The sequence below is a fragment of the Saccharothrix sp. ST-888 genome, assembly GCF_000955975.1.
In the GTDB taxonomy this organism is placed as follows: domain Bacteria; phylum Actinomycetota; class Actinomycetes; order Streptomycetales; family Streptomycetaceae; genus Kitasatospora.
Genome location: NZ_JYJF01000030.1, coordinates 17,753 through 35,893, shown reverse-complemented (window position 1 = coordinate 35,893; position 18,141 = coordinate 17,753). Strand labels below are relative to the sequence as shown.

Sequence of the window (18,141 nt, the reverse complement as noted above, 5' to 3'; positions counted from 1 at the left end):
TCAGAGCGCGCCGATCGCCCTCAACTCGCCGTCCAGCTCCAGCCATCGGGTGATCCCGATCCCGCGCAGGAACGGGACGTCGTGACTGGCCACCACGAGCGCCCCCTGGTACCCGGCGAGCGCCTGGGTGAGCTGGCGGACGCTGGCCAGGTCGAGGCTGTTGGTCGGCTCGTCCAGCAGCAGCAGCTGCGGCGGCGGGTCGGCGAGCAGCAGGGCGGCCAGCGCGGCCCGGAAGCGCTCGCCGCCGGAGAGCGTGCCCGTGAGCTGCTCGGCCCGCCCGCCCCGGAACCGGAAGCGGGCCAGCCTGGCCCGGATCGCGTTGTCGCCCGCGCCCGGCGCGTACGCCTTGACGTTGTCGGCCACCGAACGGCTGTCGTCCAGCAGGTCCAGGCGCTGCGGCAGGTACCGCAGCGGCACGGGCACGGTGACCTCCCCCGCGAGCGGGGTGAGGTCGCCCGCGATGGTGCGCAGCAGGGTGGTCTTGCCCGCGCCGTTGCGGCCCACCAGGGCGATCCGCTCCGGTCCGCGCAGCTCCAGGTCGGCCGAAGTGCCGTACGGGAGCCGGACCCGGTCGAGGCTGAGCACCGTCCGGCCCGGCGGGACGAAGGTGCGCGGGAGGTCGATCCGGATCTCGGCGTCGTCGCGGACGGCCTCCTCCGCGGCGGTGAGCCGCTCCTTCGCCTCGGCGAGGCGCTCGGCGTGCATGCCCTTGACCCGTCCCGCGGTCTCCTCGGCCTGCCGTTTGAGCTTCCCGGCGAAGATCTTCGGGTCGTTGCGGGTCTCTGAGCGCTTCTTGCCGTAACTGGCGCTGCGGGCCAGCTTGGTACGGGCCTCGACCAGGTCGCGCTTCTGCCGCTGGACGTCGGCCTCGGCCACCCGCACCAGCCGCTCGGCGGTCTCCTGCTGGGCGGCGACGGTGCGCTCGTAGTCGGCGAGGTTGCCGCCGTACCAGGTGACCGTACCGTCGCGCAGGTCGGCGATCTGATCGACGTACTGGAGCAGTTCGCGGTCGTGGCTGACCACGACCAGCACCCCCGGCCAGCCGGCGACGGCCTCGTAGAGCAGCGAACGTGCGCGCCGGTCCAGGTTGTTGGTCGGCTCGTCCAGCAGCAGGACGTCCGGGCGGCGCAGCAGCAGGGCGGCCAGGTGCAGCAGCACGGCCTCGCCACCGGAGAGTTCGCCGACCGTCCGGTCGAGGTCGAGCCGTTCCAGCCCCAGCCGGTCGAGAGTGGCGCGGGCGCGCTCCTCGACGTCCCAGTCGTCGCCGATCGCGGCGAAGTGCCGCTCACCGGTGTCACCGGACTCGATGGCGTGCAGCGCCTCGCGGGCGGCCCGGATCCCGAGGGCCTCGTCGACACGCTGCTCCGTGTCCAGGGTGAGGTCCTGGGGCAGGTAGCCGAGCTCGCCGCCGATCCGGACGGTGCCGGCGGCGGGGGTGAGCTCGCCCGCGATCAGGCGCAGCAGGGTGGACTTGCCGGCCCCGTTGAGCCCGATCAGCCCGGTGCGGCCGGGGCCGACGGCGAGGTGGAAGCCGTCGAGGACGGTGCTGCCGTCCGGCCATTCGAAGCTCAGGCCGGTACAGAGGATGGAGGTGGTGGGATGCGCCATGGCGGCCTCCGGTGTGTTTGCTGCGGGTGAGGGGAGCAACACGGGAGACACCGCTGGAAGCGGTCGCGAAAGGATGCAGGGAGGATGCTCGCTGCCGAGGTCGCACACTCACGCCACGCACACGTCAAGGGGGTGCGTGGGGGCGGTGTCTCAGGACCTCAGTAGAGCAACGGCCTTCTCCTCGTCTGGCGGCACCGCAGCACCTGCGGCGGCAACGAGATCCACGGTAGGCGGACCGTCACCGCACTCGCAAAGGGTTTTCCGCGGCCGCCGATAGGATCGGGGACATCATGAGCGCCACTCTCGTAGTCAACGACCTCACCGCCGGCCACGGCGACCGCACTCTCTTCTCCGGCCTGGACCTGGTCGTCGCCCCTGGCGACGTGATCGGCCTGGTCGGGGTCAACGGGGCGGGCAAGTCCACCCTGCTGCGCCTGCTGGCCGGTCTCAGCACCCCCGAGAGCGGCACGGTCAAACTGAACCCGCCGACCGCCAACGTCGGCCACCTGCCGCAGGAGCCGGAGCGCCGGGCGGGCGAGTCGGTCCGCGCCTTCCTGGCCCGCCGTACGGGCGTGGCGGCGGCGCAGGCCGCCCTGGACGAGGCCACCGAGGGGCTGGTCGAGGGCCGTCCCGGCGCGGACGACGCGTACGCGGCCGGCCTGGACCGCTGGCTGGACCTGGGCGGCGCCGACCTGGAGGAGCGCGCGGAGGAGGTCGCCGACTCGCTCGGGCTGAAGGTCGGCCTCGACCTGCCGATGACCGCGCTCTCCGGCGGCCAGGCCGCCCGCGCGGGGCTGGCCTCGCTGCTGCTCTCCCGCTACGACGTCTTCCTGCTGGACGAGCCCACCAACGACCTGGACCTGGACGGCCTGGAGCGCCTGGAGTCCTTCGTCAAGGGTCTGCGGGCGAGCACCGTCCTGATCAGCCACGACCGCGAGTTCCTGGCCCGCACGGTCACCCGGGTGCTGGAGCTGGACCTCGCCCAGCAGCAGGTCAACGTCTACGGCGGCGGCTACGAGGCGTACCTGGAGGAGCGCGCGGTGGCCCGCCGGCACGCCCGCGAGCAGTACGACGAGTACGCGGACACCAAGGCGGGGCTGGAGGCGCGGGCCCGGATGCAGCGCGGCTGGATGGAGCACGGCGTCCGCAACGCCCGCCGCAAGGGCGGCGACAACGACAAGATGGGCCGCGCGATGCGGCAGGAGTCGACCGAGAAGCAGGCGTCCAAGGCGCGGCAGACCCAGCGCATGATCGAGCGCCTCGACGTGGTCGAGGAGCCGCGCAAGGAGTGGGAGCTGCGGATGGAGATCGCCGCCGCACCGCGCTCCGGCGCCGTGGTGGCCACCCTGCGCGGGGCCTCGGTCAAGCGCGGGGACTTCGCCTTCGGGCCGGTGGACCTGCAGATCGACTGGGCCGACCGGGTCGCCATCACCGGCGCCAACGGCGCGGGCAAGTCCACCCTGCTCGCCGCGCTGCTCGGACGGCTCGAACTGGACGGCGGCAGCGCGGTGCTGGGCTCGGGCGTGGTGGTCGGCGAGGTCGACCAGGCGCGCGGCCTGTTCCTGGGCGGCGAACCGCTGGCGGAGGCGTTCGCCCCGGCGGTCCCCGAGCTCTCGCCGGAGGAGGTCCGCACCCTGCTGGCCAAGTTCGGTCTGAAGGCGGCCCATGTGCTGCGCCCGGCCGACACCCTCTCCCCCGGCGAGCGGACCAGGGCGGCGCTCGCCCTGCTCCAGGCCCGCGGGGTCAACCTGCTGGTGCTGGACGAGCCCACCAACCACCTGGATCTGCCCGCCATCGAGCAGTTGGAGTCCGCGCTCGCCTCCTACACCGGCACGCTGCTGCTGGTGACCCACGACCGGCGGATGCTGGAGGCGGTCACGGTCAACCGCCGCCTGGAGGTCGCCGACGGCCGCCTGCACGAGCGCTGACCCGCGCCCCTGGCTCCGGCACGACCGTCGGGGCGCGGGGATCCGCGGGACCGCCCGCCGCCGGGGCGCCCGGTCCCGCGCGGCTCCCCGCGCCCCGGCACGGTCGCCCTTCCGCCGGGCGTGGCCATGTGCTGTGCTGTGCACCATGGTTGACAGTGCATCGACAGCGGCCGCCTACCCGACGGTCCCGCTCCGCCCCATGACGGTCCCCGCCCAGGAGGCGGCGGACCGCAGCAGGGCCTTCTACGACGTGATGTCGCAGCGCCGGACCGTCCGCGACTACTCCACCCGCCCGATCCCCGACGAGGTGATCGAGTGGGCGATCCGCACCGCCTCGACCGCGCCCAGCGGCGCGCACATCCAGCCCTGGCGGTTCGTGGTGATCACCGACCCGGAGCGCAAGCGGAAGCTGCGCGAGGCCGCCGAGGCGGAGGAGCAGGAGTTCTACACGCACCGCGCCTCACCGGAGTGGCTGGAAGCGCTCCGGCCGATCGGCACGGACTGGCAGAAACCGTTCCTCGAGGACGCCCCCGCCGTGATCGTGGTCTTCGAGGTGCACAAGGGGCCGGAGACGCCGCGGCCCTACTACACCAAGGAGTCGGTCGGCATCGCCGTCGGCCTGCTGCTCGCCACCCTGCACCAGGCGGGGCTGGCCACCCTCACCCACACGCCCAGCCCGATGCGCTTCCTCAACGAGGTGTGCGAGCGGCCGGGCGAGGAGCGCGCCGCGTACGTCATCCCGGTCGGCTACCCGGCGGACCACGCCCGGGTGCCGGACCTGCACCGCAAGGACCTCGACCAGGTCCTGGTCCGGCTCTGACCGCGCCCCGGCCCCGCGCCGGCCCTGCCCGGCTCGCACGCTGGTCCGACGCCGCCCGCCCGGGTCCGAAACCTCGGCGGCAGCGTCGGACCAGCGGAGTCGGACCAGCTGACGTGTCACCGGAAAACACCTGTTCAGAGCGGGTATCAGGGGGCAATAATCCGGTCATGAGTCAAAGCACCGACGAGCTCTCCGCCGTCTCCGAGGGACGCCCGCCCGAGCTGATTCCACTGCCGGGCGGATTCTCGCTGCGCCGCCGTACGGTGGGCGACGCCCCCGGGCTGAACGCGGCGGTGACCGCCAGCCTCGAACACCTGCGGCCGTGGATGGAGTGGGCCCGGTCGAAGCCGACCCTGGAGCGCACCCGGGAGATGGCCCAGGCCGGGGTGGACGCCTGGGACGCGGGCACCGACTTCATGTACGTCCTCGGCCCGGACTCCCTGCCGGGCAGCGTGGTAGGCGCCTTCGGCCTGCACGGACGGATCGGCGCGGGCGCGCTGGAGATCGGCTACTGGGTCGCCCTCGACCACGCCGGCCGCGGCCTGGCGACCGCCGCCGCCGGGGTGCTGACCGGGGCCGCGCTCGCCCTGCCGGGCATCGGGCGGGTGGAGATCCACTGCGACGAGGGCAACCTGGCCAGCGCCGCCGTTCCGCGCAAGCTCGGCTACCGGCTCGACCGGGTGGTGGACTTCGAGCCCGTCGCACCGGCCGAGACCGGCCGCAGGCTGATCTGGATCACCGAAGGACCCGGCGCCTGAGCTGCCCTGCCCAGGCGCCGGGTGCCCCCTGGTGCGGGGAACTGCTCGGCCCCGCAGCGGGCTTGCAGCTCCCCGCACCCGTGAGCCGGTGCCCGGCCGGGTTCAGTACCTGCCGCCGACCGGCGCGGGCAGTGCGTCCAGCTCGGCGAGGTCCGCGGGGCCGAGCACGACGTCCGCCGCGCCGGCGTTGTCCGCCAGGTACCTGGGCGTCTTGGTGCCCGGGATCGGCACCACGTACCGCCCCTGCGCCAGCAGCCAGGCGAGCGCCACCTGCGCCGGGGTGGCTCCGGTCCTGGCGGCGATCTTCTTGACCTGCTCCACCAGCGCCAGATTCGCCTGCACCGCCTCGGCCTGGAACCGCGGCAGGGTGGAGCGCCAGTCGTCGGCCGCCAGGTCGCTCGCGGAGGTGATCCGGCCGGTCAGGAAGCCCCGGCCGAGCGGCGAGAAGGGCAGGAAGGCGATCCCCTGCTGCTCGGTGTACGGGAGCACCTCGGCGAGCGAGTCCCTGGTCCAGAGCGAGAGTTCGTTCTGCACGGAGGCCACCGGGTGCACCGCCTGCGCCCGCTTGATCTGCTCGACCGTCACCTCGGACAGGCCGATCTGCCGGGCCTTGCCCGCCGCGACCGTCTCGGCCAGCGCGCCCCAGGTCTCCTCGATCGGCACCGCCGGGTCCACCCGGTGCAGCTGGTACAGGTCGACGTGGTCGGTGCCGAGGCGGCGCAGACTCTCGTCGATCGCCTTCCGCACGTGCTCGGGGCGCCCGTCGTTCGCCGTCCGGGCGTCGCCGGTGCCGGGCACCAGACCGACCTTGGTGGCCAGCACCACCCGCTCCCGGTACGGACCGGCCAGTGCGCGGCCGACCAACTCCTCGTTGGTGTAGGGGCCGTAGATGTCCGAGGTGTCGATCAGGGTGACCCCGAGGTCCAGTGCCGCATGCAGCACCTGCACCGACACCTCGCTGTCCCGCCCGGCGGAGTCGTACGCCCAGGTCATCCCCATGCAGCCGAGCCCGACCACGCCGACCTCGGGTCCGGTGCTGCCCAGTGTCGTGTTGCGCATCTTCGCTTCTCCTCCAGCCCGTTCTGTACGTCCGGGTCCACCCTGCCGCCTGGAGTACGCTCCAGGTCAAGCACCCACGCCCACCGCCGCCGGCACCGCGCGGAGCGGACCGATGTCCCAGGCGCCCACGAGTGGCCTCCTGACCTCATCTCCCTGCACGTGCCGCCACCGTGGCAGCAGCACTGACAACGGAGCAGGTGGACGGCCCGGACGGCGGAACCGCCACCGGCAGGAATGCTGACGATGGGTCAGCCCGTTGGGCCCGATGGACATCGAAGACCGGTTCCCTACGGGGGGCTGTCCGGTGCCACCGCCGACCTTAAGAGCGGTTCAAAACCTGACAGCAGTGCTTGACGTGCACAGTTGGTCTAGTCCATTTTGAAGGGCAGGGCGGGCCCCACCCGCCGTCTTCAGGACCACCCCGCAGCCAGCCGCCGGCCGCTCCCCCACCACCCCGCGCCCGGCGTCCTCGGCACGTCCGAAAGGCAGCCCCGCATGCCACGCGCTCTCAACCGCCAGTCCGCCGCGCCCCATCGGCGCACCGGGCGGGTCGCGAAGCTCCTCCCGATCGGCTGCGCCGCCGCGCTCGCGGCCGGTGCGCTGACCACGGTGGCCGTCAACGCCAGTGCGGCGGACGGAAATCTGCTCGCCAACCCCGGCTTCGAGAGCGGTTCGCTCGGTCCGTGGAGCTGTTCCGGCGGCACCGGAAGCGTGGTCAACTCACCGGCGCACAGCGGCTCGTACGCCCTCCAGGGGGCCGCGAGCAGCAGCGACACCGCCCAGTGCAGCCAGCGCGTCAGCGTCCAGCCGAACACCAAGTACTCGCTGAGCGCCTGGGTCCAGGGCCAGTACGTCTACCTCGGCGCGATTGGCTCCGGTGTCACCGACCCGGCCGTCTGGACGCCCGGCGGCAACTCCTGGCAGCAGCTGAGCACCGGCTTCACCACCGGCCCCGGCACCACCAGCGTCACCGTCTACCTGCACGGCTGGTACGGCCAGGGCGCCTACCTCGCCGACGACCTGCTGCTCGGCGGACCCGGCGCCCCGCCGCCCACCACCCCGCCGCCCAGCAGCGGTTCCCCGTCCCCGTCGCCGTCCCCGGGCTCCAGCCAGACCCAGACCCCGCCGCCGGACGTCGCCCTCCCGGTCGCCCCCTACGTGGACATGGGCGCCTGGCCGACCCCCTCGCTCAAGGACATGGCGGCGAACGGCAACCTCAAGTCCTTCACCATGGCGTTCATCACCGCGCCCAGCGGATGCAAGGCCTCCTGGTTCAACGCCTATGACCCGCGCAGCGGTTGGGCCAAGGACCAGATCGACGCCGTCCGGGCGGCGGGCGGCGACGTCAAGGTCTCCTTCGGCGGCGCCTCCGGCACCGAACTCGCCCAGGCCTGCTCGACGGTGGACTCGCTCCTCGCCGAGTACGACGCCGTGGTGAACGCCTACAACCTCAGGTACGTGGACTTCGACATCGAGGGCACCGCCGTGGTCGACACGGCCGCCAACGACCGCCGTTCGGCCGTGCTGGCCAGGCTCCAGCAGGCCCACCCCGGCCTGAAGGTCTCACTCACCCTGCCCGTCCTGCCGGAGGGTCTGACCGCCGACGGGGTCGCCGTGGTCAGGTCCGCCCGCGACGCCGGGGTCAACCTCGACCTGGTGAACGTGATGGCGATGGACTACAACCGGCCGAGCACCGACTACGGTGACGACGCCGTCCAGGCCGCGCAGTCCACCCACGACCAGCTGAAGACGCTCTACCCGGCCAGGACGGACGCCCAGCTCTGGGCGATGACCGGGGTCACCCCGATGCTCGGCGAGAACGACGACCACGGCATCTACGACCAGTCCGCCGCCCGGAAGTTGGTGTCCTTCGCCCAGCAGCACCACCTCGGCGTGCTGGGCTTCTGGGAGATGACCCGGGACGCCGCCGCCTGCACCGGCGCACTCTTCAAGTGCACCAACATCCCGCAGTCGCCGTACGAGTTCTCGAAGATCTTCGCCCAGTACACCGGCTGACGCCCGCCCGCCGGCGCCGACGATCCGTCAGGGTGCGGCCAGCGCCGCCTGCGACCGGTCGGCGGCGATCTTCAGGGCGACGCCGAACGCAGTACACCCGCGCGCGCCCGCCTCCCCGATCCGCCCGTCCGTGATCTGCTGGCCCGACCACGAACCCAGCGATCCGGGAGGCCCGACCCGCATGATCATTCGCCTCCGTGCGGAAGCCCTGCGGTGGACCGTCACCGTGCCGGTGCTGGCCTTTCGTGCTGCTGGCGCTCGCCTGGGGGCGCTCACTGCCCGGACCGCTGGTCGCACTGGTGGCCTGCTTCCTGGCCGGCGCGGTCCTGGCCGCCGTCCACCACGCCGAACCGCCCACCTCCCGCCAGGCGTTCACCGGTATCGCGATGCTCGCCGTCGCCCTGGTCTCGGTGGTGGGCCTCGCCAAGGGGGTGTCGCCGACCATCGAGTCCGCCGTGGCCTCGGCCGGACTGCCCGCCTCCGTGGTGGGCGTGGTGATCGCGCTGCTGGTCCTGCTGCCGGAGACGATCGCCGCCGTCCGAGCCGCCGTCCGCGACCGGATGCAGACCAGTCTCAACCTCGCGCTCGGCTCCGCCCTCGCCAGCATCGGCCTCACCATCCCGGCCGTCGCGATCGCCTCCAGCTGGCTGAGCGGCCCGCTGGTCCTCGGGCTCGGCGCGACCCACATGGTGCTGCTCACCCTCACGGTCGCCGTCGGCACCCTGACCGTCGTCCCCGGTCGCGCCACCCCGCTCCAGGGCGCCGTCCACCTCGCCGTCCTGGCCACCTGCCTGGTCCTCGCCGTCAGTCCGTGACGTCCGTCCGTCGCCACCGTCCCCCGCCCCCTGCCCCTCGGCGACCGCCGGATCACTCGGCGCCACCGAACGGCAGCACGCACCGCGCGCTGGGACTACGATCTCTGAATGACGGACACAACTGACAGAGCAGCAGAACCGGCGGACCTGGCGGCGCGGTTCCCCGGTCTGCACGCACCGCAGCGCTGGGCCTGGGGCGGCATCGACGCCCAGTTCTCGACGGAGCTGCCGCCGGACGCACTGATCACCAACATCCACCTGGTCGGGTTCTCGGAGGGCGGAGTGGTGCTCTGCCGCGACACCCGCGGCCACTGGTTCCTGCCGGGCGGCACCCGGGAAGAGGCGGAGAGCATCGAGTCGTGCCTGGTGCGGGAGTTGCGCGAGGAGGCGGGCGCCCGGCTGACCGGGCCACCGGTCTGGATCGGCGCGCACCGCTGTGTGACGGACAGTCCGGTACCGTACCGCCCGTGGCAGCCGCACCCGGAGAAGGCCTGGCTCTGGGGCTGGGCCGAGGTCACGGTGGACTCCGCCCCGACCAATCCGGAGGACGGCGAACAGGTCGTCGAGGTCCGCACCGTGGCGCCCGAGGAGGCCCGCCGCCTGCTCACCCAGGGCCGCGATGCCTGGTGGGGCGAGCTCGTCGACCTCGCCGTCGAGTCCCGCTCGCCGGCCAACTGACGTCCCGGACAGGGCAGTCGACCGGTCGGGTGTCATGCGTGCCGAAGCCGCCGCACCCCGACCGGTCCGGGCCCGGGGCCGGACCCGCCACCAGGCGGCCCGGCAACGCCTGATCAGACGCCACCGGGCCACCGGGGAAGGCTCAGCGCCTGCCCGAGTCCCCGCCCGCCAGACCGGCCCGGCGGAGGGCGTCGGCCATCGCACTGTTGGCGACCTGGGCCGGTGCCCCGCCGCGCCGGTCGCCGCCGCCGCCACGGCGGTCCCCGTCACCGCGCCGCTCCCCGTCACCACGCCGGTCCTGGCGCGGCGGACGCGGACCCCGCTCCCGGCGCCCCTCCCCGCCGCCACCGGAGCCGGAGCCCGGGGCGACCTCGTCGTCCAGCCGGAGCGTCAGCCCGATCCGCTTGCGTGCGACGTCCACCGAGGTGACCCGCACCCGGACGATGTCGCCGGGCTTGACCACCTCACGCGGGTCCTTGACGAAGGTCCTGGACAGCGCCGAGACGTGGACCAGGCCGTCCTGGTGCACGCCCACGTCCACGAACGCGCCGAACGCGGCGACGTTGGTGACCACGCCCTCCAGCACCATGCCGACCTCCAGGTCGCCGATCTTGTCGACGCCCTCCTTGAAGACGGCGGTGCGGAAGGCCGGGCGCGGGTCGCGTCCGGGCTTGTCGAGCTCGGCGAGGATGTCGGTGACGGTCGGCACACCGAAGGTGTCGTCGGCGAAGTCGGCGGGGCGCAGCGCCCGCAGTGCCCCGCTGTTGCCGATCAGCGCGCGCAGCTCGCCGCCGGTGCCGGCCAGGATGCGGCGGACCACGGGGTACGCCTCGGGGTGCACGCTGGAGGCGTCCAGCGGGTCGTCGCCGTCGGGGATGCGCAGGAAGCCCGCGCACTGCTCGAACGCCTTCGGACCGAGCCTGGCCACGTCCTTGAGCGCCCTGCGGGTGCGGAAGGGGCCGTTGGCGTCGCGGTGGGCGACGATGTTGTCGGCGAGCGTGCCGGTGACGCCCGAGACCCGGGTGAGCAGCGGTGCGGAGGCGGTGTTGACGTCCACGCCGACCGCGTTGACGCAGTCCTCGACCACGGCGTCGAGCGAGCGGGAGAGCTTCACCTCGCTCAGGTCGTGCTGGTACTGGCCGACACCGATCGACTTGGGGTCGATCTTGACCAGTTCGGCCAGCGGGTCCTGGAGCCGGCGCGCGATGGAGACCGCGCCCCGGATGGAGACGTCGAGCTCGGGCAGCTCCTGGGAGGCGAACGCGGAGGCGGAGTACACCGAAGCGCCGGCCTCGGAGACCATCGCCTTGGTGAGCTTCAGCTCGGGGTGACGCTTGATCAGGTCCTCGGCGAGCTTGTCGGTCTCGCGGGAGGCGGTGCCGTTGCCGATCGCGACCAGGTCCACCGCGTGCTTGTGCGCCAGCTCGGCGAGGGTGGCCAGGGCGGCGTCCCACTTGTTGGCGGGCTGGTGGGGGTAGATGGTGCTGTGGGCGACGACCTTGCCGGTGGCGTCCACCACCGCGACCTTCACCCCGGTCCGGAAGCCGGGGTCAAGACCCATGGTGGCGCGGGTTCCGGCGGGGGCGGCGAGCAGCAGGTCGCGCAGATTGGCGGCGAAGACGCGGACGGCCTCGTCCTCGGCCTCCTGGCGCAGCCGGGTGCGCAGGTCGATGCCGAGCCGGACCAGGATGCGGGTGCGCCAGGCCCAGCGGACGGTGTCGGTGAGCCACTTGTCGGCGGGGCGGCCCCGGTCGGCGATGCCGAAGCGGGCGGCGATCCGCTGCTCGTAGTCGCTCTCGCCGGGCAGGTCGGTGCTCTCGGAGCCGTCCAGGGGCGAGAGTTCGAGGTCGAGGACCTCCTCCTTCTCGCCGCGCAGCATGGCCAGGATGCGGTGCGAGGGGAGCTTGGTGTAGGGCTCCGCGAAGTCGAAGTAGTCGGCGAACTTGGCGCCGTCCTGCTCCTTGCCGTCGCGGACGGTGGCGACCAGCCGGCCGCGGGTCCACATCCGCTCGCGCAGGCTGCCGACCAGGTCGGCGTCCTCGCCGAAGCGCTCCACCAGGACCGCGCGGGCGCCCTCCAGGGCGGCGGCCGGATCGGCGACCGACTCGTTCAAGTAGCCTGCGGCCAGCGCCGAGGGGTCCTGGGTGGGGTCGGCGAGCAGGGCGTCGGCGAGCGGTTCGAGACCGGCCTCGCGGGCGATCTGCGCCTTGGTCCGCCGCTTGGGCTTGTACGGGAGGTAGATGTCCTCCAACCGCGCCTTGGAGTCGGCGGCGAGGATCCGGGCCCGCAGGCTGTCGTCCAGCTTGCCCTGGGAGTCGATGGACTCCAGTACGGCGCTCCGGCGCTCCTCCAACTCGCGCAGGTAGCGCAGCCGCTCCTCCAGGGTGCGCAGCTGGGTGTCGTCCAGCGAACCGGTGGCCTCCTTGCGGTAGCGGGCGACGAAGGGGACGGTGGCTCCGCCGTCGAGCAGGTCGACGGCCGCCTTCACCTGCCCTTCGCGGACGCCCAGTTCTTCGGCGATCTTGCGTTCGACTGGCATGGTCACGAAGCCGGCCACCTTCTCCTGGTTCGGGGTTGAGCGTTCCGCGATGAGCGCTGCACACCCCGTGTGCGCCCTGCGGTTCGCCCTGCATTCTGGCAGGTGCCCCGCCCGGAGGGTGGTGCGGGCGTGTCCTTGGAGCGGCGTGGCGCGTTGTGCTGACGGTCGGTGACACGCAACCGAACGGTGATCATCCGACCTGATTTGTCTGATATGAGATAGATCACACGGCACCTTCTCGTGGAGGCGATGGTGGCTCAGGCCCCGACACCGGTCACCCAGTGGGGCATGCCCCAGGCTGGTCCGTTCCGCTGGACCAGACCGGCCACCTGGCCGCGGGAGGCACTCGCCCTGGCCGGCTACTGGGCCGCCAGTCGCATGATCATGATCGGGATGCTCAAGTCCGGGAAGGCCGAGCAGGCCATCGAGGTCCACCGGACCTACCACGGCTGGTTCCAGATCCTCCAGAGCGGCACCTTCCCGGTCGGCGACGTCACCTGGCAGTACCCGCCCGGCGCGGCCCTCGCGATGCTCGCCCCCGGCCTGCTGCCCTTCCTGACGTACCTTCAGGCCTTCGCGCTGCTGATGCTGCTCACCGACGCGATCACCCAGGCCGCCCTGGTCCGGGTCTCGCTGCGCCGCAACGGCGGTGTGCACCGGGGCCGTTCGACCGCCGGCGCGTGGATGTGGGCGATGGCGCTCCCGCTGATGCTCGGCCTGCCCTACGGCCGGTACGACCTGCCGGTCACCGCCCTGGCGATGGCCGCGCTGCTGCTGCTCCCGTCCCGCCCCCGGATGGGCGGGGCGCTCGCCGGGATCGCCGCCATGGTCAAGGTCTGGCCCGCGCTGGTCGTGCTCGGTGCACCGCGCGGACGCGGCACCAGGCAGGCCTGGCTGGCGACGTGCACCTCGGCCGCCGCGCTGCTGCTGGTGATGGCCACCCTCTTCCGCGGCGCCTTCGACTTCCTCACCGCCCAGCAGGGACGCGGCGTCGAGATCGAGTCGCTGGGCGGCAGCGCGCTCCAGGTGGCCCGCGAACTCGGCTGGCCCGGCGGCGTCGACCAGCACTACGGCTCGCTGGAGTTCCTCGGCCCGTACGTGCACACCATCGCCCGTGCCTCGCTGCTGCTCACCGCGCTCGCCTTCGGCTGGCTGCTGCTCTGGCGCTTCAAGGCCCGCCGCTGGAGCGCCGCGACCCCGTACGACGCGGCGCTCACGGCCGTGCTGCTGTTCACCGTGACCAGCCGGGTGATCAGCCCGCAGTACCTGATCTGGCTGATCGGGCTGGCGGCGGTCTGCCTCACCGTCCGGGGCTCCAGCCAGCGGCCGGTCGCCCTGCTGCTGCTGCTCGCGACCGCGGTCACCACCATCGACTACCCGCTCTTCTTCGACTCGCTGATCCACGGCGGCTGGAAGGGCACCCTGGTCATCGTGGGCCGCAACGGGCTGCTGCTGGCCGCCTCGGTCTGGTCCGCCGCCCGCCTGTGGCGCGCCACCGTCTCGGCCGAGGCCGCCCGCCAGCAGGCCCCCCAGGTCCGCCGCGGACCCATCCGGGTCGCCTGACCGCTTCACCGCAAGGGGCGCGGGGGCGCACGCTGTTCCCCGCGCCCCTTGGCGTGCCCCGCTTCCCTGACGGCCCGCGGGTGGCTATCGCGGTGTATACACCACATGTATACACGTGGTGTATGTTCGCTCCATGGCAATCGGACAGGCATTCCTCGGGCTCCTGGAGACCGGGCCCAGACACGGCTACGACCTCAAGCGGGCGTACGACCAGCGCTTCGGCCAGGGTCGCCCGCTCGCGTACGGCCAGGTGTACGCGACGCTCTCGCGGCTGCTGAAGAACGGACTGGTCGAGGTCGACGGCATAGAGCCGGGCGACGGCCCCGAGCGCAAGCGGTACGCCGTCACCGACGCCGGGGTGACCGACATGGCCGACTGGCTCGGCCGCCCCGAGAAGCCCGAGCCGTACCTGCAGAGCACCCTCTACACCAAGGTCGTGCTCGCCCTGCTCACCGAGCGCCCGGCCGCCGAGATCCTGGACGTCCAGCGCGCCGAGCACCTGCGCCTGATGCGCGAACTCACCCGCCGCAAGGCCACCGGCGACCTCGCCGACCAACTGGTCTGCGACCACGCCCTGTTCCACCTGGAAGCCGACCTGCGCTGGCTGGAGCTCACCGCCGCGCGGCTCGACCAGCTCGCTGCGGAGGTCCGCCGATGAACGCGATATCCGAGCGGCCCGCCGGTCTGGCGACGCCCCTGCCGCTGCTGTCCGCCGTCGACCTGCACAAGTCCTTCGGGCCCACCAACGCCCTGGCCGGCGCCGAGATGCACGTCTGGGCCGGCGAAGTGGTCGCCGTGATGGGCCCGTCCGGGTCCGGCAAGTCCACCATGCTGCACTGCCTCGCCGGGATCGTCCCCCCGGACTCCGGCCATGTCTCCTACGACGGGCGGCTGCTCACCGGGATGAGCGACGCCGAACGCAGCACGCTGCGCCGCACCGAGTTCGGCTTCGTCTTCCAGTTCGGCCAGCTGGTACCGGAGTTGAGCTGCCTGGAGAACGTCGCCCTGCCGCTGCGGCTCACCGGCGTGCGCCGCCGGGAGGCCGAGCGGCGGGCCCTGGAGTGGATGGCCCGGCTGGAGGTCGACGACCTCGGCGGCAAGCGCCCCGGCGAGGTCTCCGGCGGACAGGGCCAGCGGATCGCGGTCGCGCGCTCCCTGGTCACCGGCCCCCGGGTGATCTTCGCCGACGAGCCGACCGGCGCCCTGGACTCGCTCAACGGCGAGCGGGTGATGCAGCTGTTCACCGCCGCCGCCAAGGAGTCCGGCGCAGCCGTGGTCCTGGTGACCCACGAGGCCCGGGTGGCCGCGTACTCGGACCGCGAGGTGGTCGTCCGGGACGGCCGCGCACTGAACCTGGAGCGGATGGGATGAGCACCACCGCACCTGCGCCCGTCCCCCGGCGCAGCGCCCTCCGGGCCTGGGCCGGGGACCTGCTGTTCGGCGCCCGGCTGGCACTGAGCGGCGGTCGGCAGGGCTGGCTGCGCACCGTGATGACCGCCTTCGGGGTCGGCCTCGGCGTCGCGCTGCTGCTGGCGGCGACCGCCGTCCCGAGCGCCCTCCAGTCCCGGCAGGACCGCAGCGAGGCCCGGCTCGACTTCAGCCGGTCGCTCGGCGCGGAGCAGCCCGCCGACAACACGCTGCTGATCGCCTCAGCCGACACCAGGTTCCGCCAGCAGGACATCAGCGGTCGGCTGCTCCAGCCCGAGGGGCCCAGGGCCCCGCTGCCGCCCGGCGTCGCCACCATGCCCAAGCCCGGCGAGATGGTCGTCTCACCCAGGCTGAAGGAGCTGCTGGCCGCCTCCGACAGCACCCTGCTGCGCGAGCGCCTCCCGCAGCGGATCATCGGCACCATCGGCGACTCGGGCCTGATCGGCCCGGCCGAGTACTACTTCTACGCGGGCACCGACCGGCTCGACCCCGACTCCGGCGTGGGACGCCGGATCACCGGCTTCGGCGACCGGACCGGGTACTCCGCGCTGAGCCCGATGCTGGTCCTGCTGGTGATCATCGGCTTCGTCGTCCTGCTGCTGCCGGTCGCCGTGTTCGTGGCGGCGGCCGTCCGGTTCGGCGGCGAGCGCCGCGACCGCCGGCTGGCCGCGCTGCGGCTGGTCGGCGCGGACACCCGGATGATCCGCCGGATCGCCGCCGGGGAGGCCGCCTTCGGGGCGCTGATCGGGGTGGCGATCGGCGCCGTGCTCTTCCTGGCCGGGCGCGAGCTGGTGCGCGGGGTCGTGCTCTTCGACATCAGCCTGTTCCCCGCCGACCTCCGGCCGGGCCCGCTGCTGGCCGCTTCCACCGTGCTGGCCGTCCCGGCTGCCGCCATCGCCGTCACCCTGCTCGCCATGCGCAGCGTCGTGGTGGAACCGCTCGGCGTGTTCCGGCAGGCGCAGGCGCCGCGCCGGCGGGTCTGGTGGCGGCTGCTGCTGCCGGTGGCCGGTGTCGCGCTGCTGGCCCCGCTGTTCAGCGGCGCGGGCAGCCGGCGGACCTTCAACGAGTACCAGGTCGCCGGTGGGGCGGTGCTGATCCTGGTGGGCGTCGCCGCGCTGCTGCCCTGGCTGGTCGAGTCCGTGGTCGCCCGGCTGCACGGCGGCCCGGTCGCCTGGCAGCTGGCGGTCCGCCGGCTCCAGCTGGACAGCGGCACCTCGGCCCGGGTGGTCAGCGGCATCGCCGTCGCGGCGGCCGGGGCGATCGCCCTGCAGATGCTGTTCAGCGGAGTCGAGGGCGACTTCCGCCGGGAGACCGGTCAGGACCCGGGCAAGGCGTACGTCTCGGCCCCGGCGGGCCAGGGCCTGATCCTGCCCGCCGAGCTCGACCGGCGCCTGCGCGCCACCCCCGGTGTCACCGGTACCGGTTCCGCACTGGAACTGCTCGTCGCCGCCGACGGCGACCTTCCCGGCGAACCCGCGCTGCGTTCGCTGTACATCGCGCCGTGCGAGACGCTGAAGACCCTCGCCAGGATCGACACCTGCCGGGACGGCGACGCCTTCTCGCTCGACAACAGCGGCGGATCGGCCGGAAACATGATGGCCCACTTCACGGCGGGGCAGCAGGTGGAGGTCGGCTACCGCTCCGGCATGGGCGACGAGATGCGGCCGGTCCACCCGAACTGGACCATGCCGACCGGGCTGCGCCCGGTCGAGTCGGCCCCCGAGTCGCTCGGACTGGTCTACTCCGGCTTCCTGCTGACCCCCGGCGCCGCCAAGGGCGCGCCGCAGTCCCACGGACGCATCGCCGGCTACGCCCAGGTGGACTCCGGCTCCCCCGACGCGTACGACCGGCTGCGCAACACCGTTGCCGCCGTGGACCCGACGGCCACCGTGTACCGGCTGCAGTCGACCGAGGAGAACAAGCGGTTCGCCGGTATCAAGCGCGGACTGTTCGCCGGGGTCACCGCCACCCTGCTGCTGATCGGCGCGAGCATGCTGGTCGGCACGGTCGAGCAGCTGCGCGAGCGGCGCAGGCTGCTGGCGGTGCTGATCGCTTTCGGCACCCGCCGCTCCACGCTCTGCGCCTCGGTGCTCTGGCAGACGGCCATGCCGGTGGTGCTGGGCATCGCCCTGGCGGCCCTCAGCGGGATCGGCCTCGGCTCGGCCCTGCTGACCATGGTCGACCACCCGGTGCGCCTGGACTGGGCCTCGATCCTCGGCTTCAGCTCGGTCGGTGCCGGCGTGGTCCTGCTGGTCACGGCGGCCAGCCTGCCGTCGCTGTGGCGGATGATGCGCGCCGAGGGCCTGCGGACCGAGTGACGCGGACGACCGTCGGCGTGAGCCCGGCGTCCCTGCCGTCCGGCCGGGGACGCCGGGCTCACGTCTGTCCGCGGCGCGGCTCCGGCGGCCCGTGCCGGCGTCACCAGATCGGCCGCAGCCGCCCGCTGGGCGCCAGCCGGGCCAGGTCGTCCCGCAGTCCGCGCAGCCGTTCCTCGCCCAGGGTGGCCACCCACGGCCGGACGGCCTCGGCCGCCGCCGCGTCCGCCGCCCGGGTGCAGGCCCAGCCGCGTTCGGTGAGCACGACGAGCCGGGCGCGGGCGTCGGCGGGGTGCGGCTGCCGCTCGACGTAGCCCTTGCGGACCAGCTCCTCGACCAGCTGGCTCGCCGCCTGCTTGGTCACGCCCAGGTGCTCGGCCAGTTCCCCGACGCTGGCGCCGCCGGGGGCGAGCCGGGCGAAGGCGAAGCCGTGCGCCGGGCGTACGTCGTCGAAGCCGCGCTCGCGGACGCCCGCGTCGATCGCCCGGACCAGGTCGGCGGCCAGTCCGAGCAGCAGCGGCGGGAGGCTCAGGGCAACGGTCTCGGCTTCGGTCATGCCCGGAATTCTGCCAGGTCGACTCCGGGGATGGACAAGTAACTTGACTATATGGGCA

14 protein-coding genes and 1 pseudogene are annotated in these 18,141 nt (G+C 73.2%); 10 read left to right on the top strand and 5 right to left on the bottom strand.

Annotated elements, in window-relative coordinates:
- Positions 1 to 1,608, bottom strand: a complete 1,608-nt coding sequence (locus UK12_RS12855; protein ID WP_045303032.1) for an ABC-F family ATP-binding cassette domain-containing protein — start codon at positions 1,606 to 1,608, stop codon at positions 1 to 3.
- 290 nt (positions 1,609 to 1,898) lie between these two features.
- Between UK12_RS12855 and UK12_RS12850 the strand changes: the two genes are divergently transcribed.
- From UK12_RS12850 to UK12_RS12840, 3 genes are all read left to right on the top strand, one after another.
- On the top strand, positions 1,899 to 3,536 hold the full coding sequence (locus UK12_RS12850; protein ID WP_045303031.1) for an ABC-F family ATP-binding cassette domain-containing protein: 1,638 nt from the start codon (positions 1,899 to 1,901) through the stop codon (positions 3,534 to 3,536).
- Positions 3,537 to 3,681: 145 nt separating this feature from the next.
- On the top strand, positions 3,682 to 4,356 hold the full coding sequence (locus tag UK12_RS12845; protein ID WP_045303030.1) for a nitroreductase family protein: 675 nt from the start codon (positions 3,682 to 3,684) through the stop codon (positions 4,354 to 4,356).
- Positions 4,357 to 4,523: 167 nt separating this feature from the next.
- Complete coding sequence (locus UK12_RS12840) at positions 4,524 to 5,114, top strand: GNAT family N-acetyltransferase (RefSeq protein ID WP_045303029.1); 591 nt, start codon at positions 4,524 to 4,526, stop codon at positions 5,112 to 5,114.
- A gap of 102 nt (positions 5,115 to 5,216) precedes the next feature.
- Here UK12_RS12840 and UK12_RS12835 read toward each other — a convergent pair whose 3' ends face one another.
- On the bottom strand, positions 5,217 to 6,173 hold the full coding sequence (locus UK12_RS12835) for an aldo/keto reductase (protein WP_045303028.1): 957 nt from the start codon (positions 6,171 to 6,173) through the stop codon (positions 5,217 to 5,219).
- 495 nt (positions 6,174 to 6,668) lie between these two features.
- Between UK12_RS12835 and UK12_RS37830 the strand changes: the two genes are divergently transcribed.
- A complete protein-coding gene (locus UK12_RS37830; RefSeq protein WP_045303027.1) occupies positions 6,669 to 8,189 on the top strand; it encodes a carbohydrate binding domain-containing protein in 1,521 nt (506 codons plus the stop codon).
- Positions 8,190 to 8,216: 27 nt separating this feature from the next.
- On the opposite strand, the gene UK12_RS39635 is transcribed toward UK12_RS37830, so the two are convergent.
- Positions 8,217 to 8,372, bottom strand: a complete 156-nt coding sequence (locus UK12_RS39635) for a hypothetical protein (RefSeq protein ID WP_156178688.1) — start codon at positions 8,370 to 8,372, stop codon at positions 8,217 to 8,219.
- 158 nt (positions 8,373 to 8,530) lie between these two features.
- Between UK12_RS39635 and UK12_RS12825 the strand changes: the two are divergent.
- Positions 8,531 to 9,004 (top strand): annotated as a pseudogene (locus tag UK12_RS12825) (ionic transporter y4hA); the annotation flags it as partial.
- 108 nt (positions 9,005 to 9,112) lie between these two features.
- The gene (locus UK12_RS12820; protein ID WP_045303026.1) at positions 9,113 to 9,682 is read left to right on the top strand and encodes an NUDIX domain-containing protein; all 570 of its coding nucleotides are present in this window, start codon (positions 9,113 to 9,115) and stop codon (positions 9,680 to 9,682) included.
- Between the two features lie 142 nt (positions 9,683 to 9,824).
- Here the strand turns inward: UK12_RS12820 and UK12_RS12815 are convergent, their stop codons facing one another.
- The gene (locus UK12_RS12815) at positions 9,825 to 12,221 is read right to left on the bottom strand and encodes a Tex family protein (RefSeq protein WP_045303053.1); all 2,397 of its coding nucleotides are present in this window, start codon (positions 12,219 to 12,221) and stop codon (positions 9,825 to 9,827) included.
- A 249-nt stretch (positions 12,222 to 12,470) separates the two neighbouring features.
- Here UK12_RS12815 and UK12_RS12810 point away from each other — a divergent pair, with 249 nt between their 5' ends.
- The 4 genes from UK12_RS12810 to UK12_RS12795 all read left to right on the top strand — a co-directional run bounded on the left by UK12_RS12810 (position 12,471) and on the right by UK12_RS12795 (position 17,530).
- Positions 12,471 to 13,784, top strand: a complete 1,314-nt coding sequence (locus UK12_RS12810) for a glycosyltransferase family 87 protein (RefSeq protein WP_063838249.1) — start codon at positions 12,471 to 12,473, stop codon at positions 13,782 to 13,784.
- A 133-nt stretch (positions 13,785 to 13,917) separates the two neighbouring features.
- On the top strand, positions 13,918 to 14,442 hold the full coding sequence (locus UK12_RS12805) for a PadR family transcriptional regulator (protein ID WP_045303025.1): 525 nt from the start codon (positions 13,918 to 13,920) through the stop codon (positions 14,440 to 14,442).
- The gene (locus UK12_RS12800; protein ID WP_045303024.1) at positions 14,439 to 15,155 is read left to right on the top strand and encodes an ABC transporter ATP-binding protein; all 717 of its coding nucleotides are present in this window, start codon (positions 14,439 to 14,441) and stop codon (positions 15,153 to 15,155) included. The genes UK12_RS12805 and UK12_RS12800 overlap by 4 nt, the downstream gene beginning before the upstream one ends.
- A complete protein-coding gene (locus tag UK12_RS12795) occupies positions 15,152 to 17,530 on the top strand; it encodes an FtsX-like permease family protein (protein WP_045303023.1) in 2,379 nt (792 codons plus the stop codon). Before UK12_RS12800 ends, UK12_RS12795 begins: the two co-directional genes overlap by 4 nt.
- Positions 17,531 to 17,630: 100 nt before the next feature.
- Here UK12_RS12795 and UK12_RS12790 read toward each other — a convergent pair whose 3' ends face one another.
- A complete protein-coding gene (locus tag UK12_RS12790; protein WP_045303022.1) occupies positions 17,631 to 18,083 on the bottom strand; it encodes a MarR family winged helix-turn-helix transcriptional regulator in 453 nt (150 codons plus the stop codon).
- Between the last annotated feature and the right edge of the window lie 58 nt (positions 18,084 to 18,141).

Coding starts and splice junctions, on each gene's coding strand:
- UK12_RS12855 (WP_045303032.1), bottom strand. CDS start 1,608: ATGGCGCATCCCACCACCTCCATCCTCTGTACCGGCCTGAGCTTCGAA.
- UK12_RS12850 (WP_045303031.1), top strand. CDS start 1,899: ATGAGCGCCACTCTCGTAGTCAACGACCTCACCGCCGGCCACGGCGAC.
- UK12_RS12845 (WP_045303030.1), top strand. CDS start 3,682: ATGGTTGACAGTGCATCGACAGCGGCCGCCTACCCGACGGTCCCGCTC.
- UK12_RS12840 (WP_045303029.1), top strand. CDS start 4,524: ATGAGTCAAAGCACCGACGAGCTCTCCGCCGTCTCCGAGGGACGCCCG.
- UK12_RS12835 (WP_045303028.1), bottom strand. CDS start 6,173: ATGCGCAACACGACACTGGGCAGCACCGGACCCGAGGTCGGCGTGGTC.
- UK12_RS37830 (WP_045303027.1), top strand. CDS start 6,669: ATGCCACGCGCTCTCAACCGCCAGTCCGCCGCGCCCCATCGGCGCACC.
- UK12_RS39635 (WP_156178688.1), bottom strand. CDS start 8,372: ATGCGGGTCGGGCCTCCCGGATCGCTGGGTTCGTGGTCGGGCCAGCAG.
- UK12_RS12820 (WP_045303026.1), top strand. CDS start 9,113: ATGACGGACACAACTGACAGAGCAGCAGAACCGGCGGACCTGGCGGCG.
- UK12_RS12815 (WP_045303053.1), bottom strand. CDS start 12,221: ATGCCAGTCGAACGCAAGATCGCCGAAGAACTGGGCGTCCGCGAAGGG.
- UK12_RS12810 (WP_063838249.1), top strand. CDS start 12,471: ATGGTGGCTCAGGCCCCGACACCGGTCACCCAGTGGGGCATGCCCCAG.
- UK12_RS12805 (WP_045303025.1), top strand. CDS start 13,918: ATGGCAATCGGACAGGCATTCCTCGGGCTCCTGGAGACCGGGCCCAGA.
- UK12_RS12800 (WP_045303024.1), top strand. CDS start 14,439: ATGAACGCGATATCCGAGCGGCCCGCCGGTCTGGCGACGCCCCTGCCG.
- UK12_RS12795 (WP_045303023.1), top strand. CDS start 15,152: ATGAGCACCACCGCACCTGCGCCCGTCCCCCGGCGCAGCGCCCTCCGG.
- UK12_RS12790 (WP_045303022.1), bottom strand. CDS start 18,083: ATGACCGAAGCCGAGACCGTTGCCCTGAGCCTCCCGCCGCTGCTGCTC.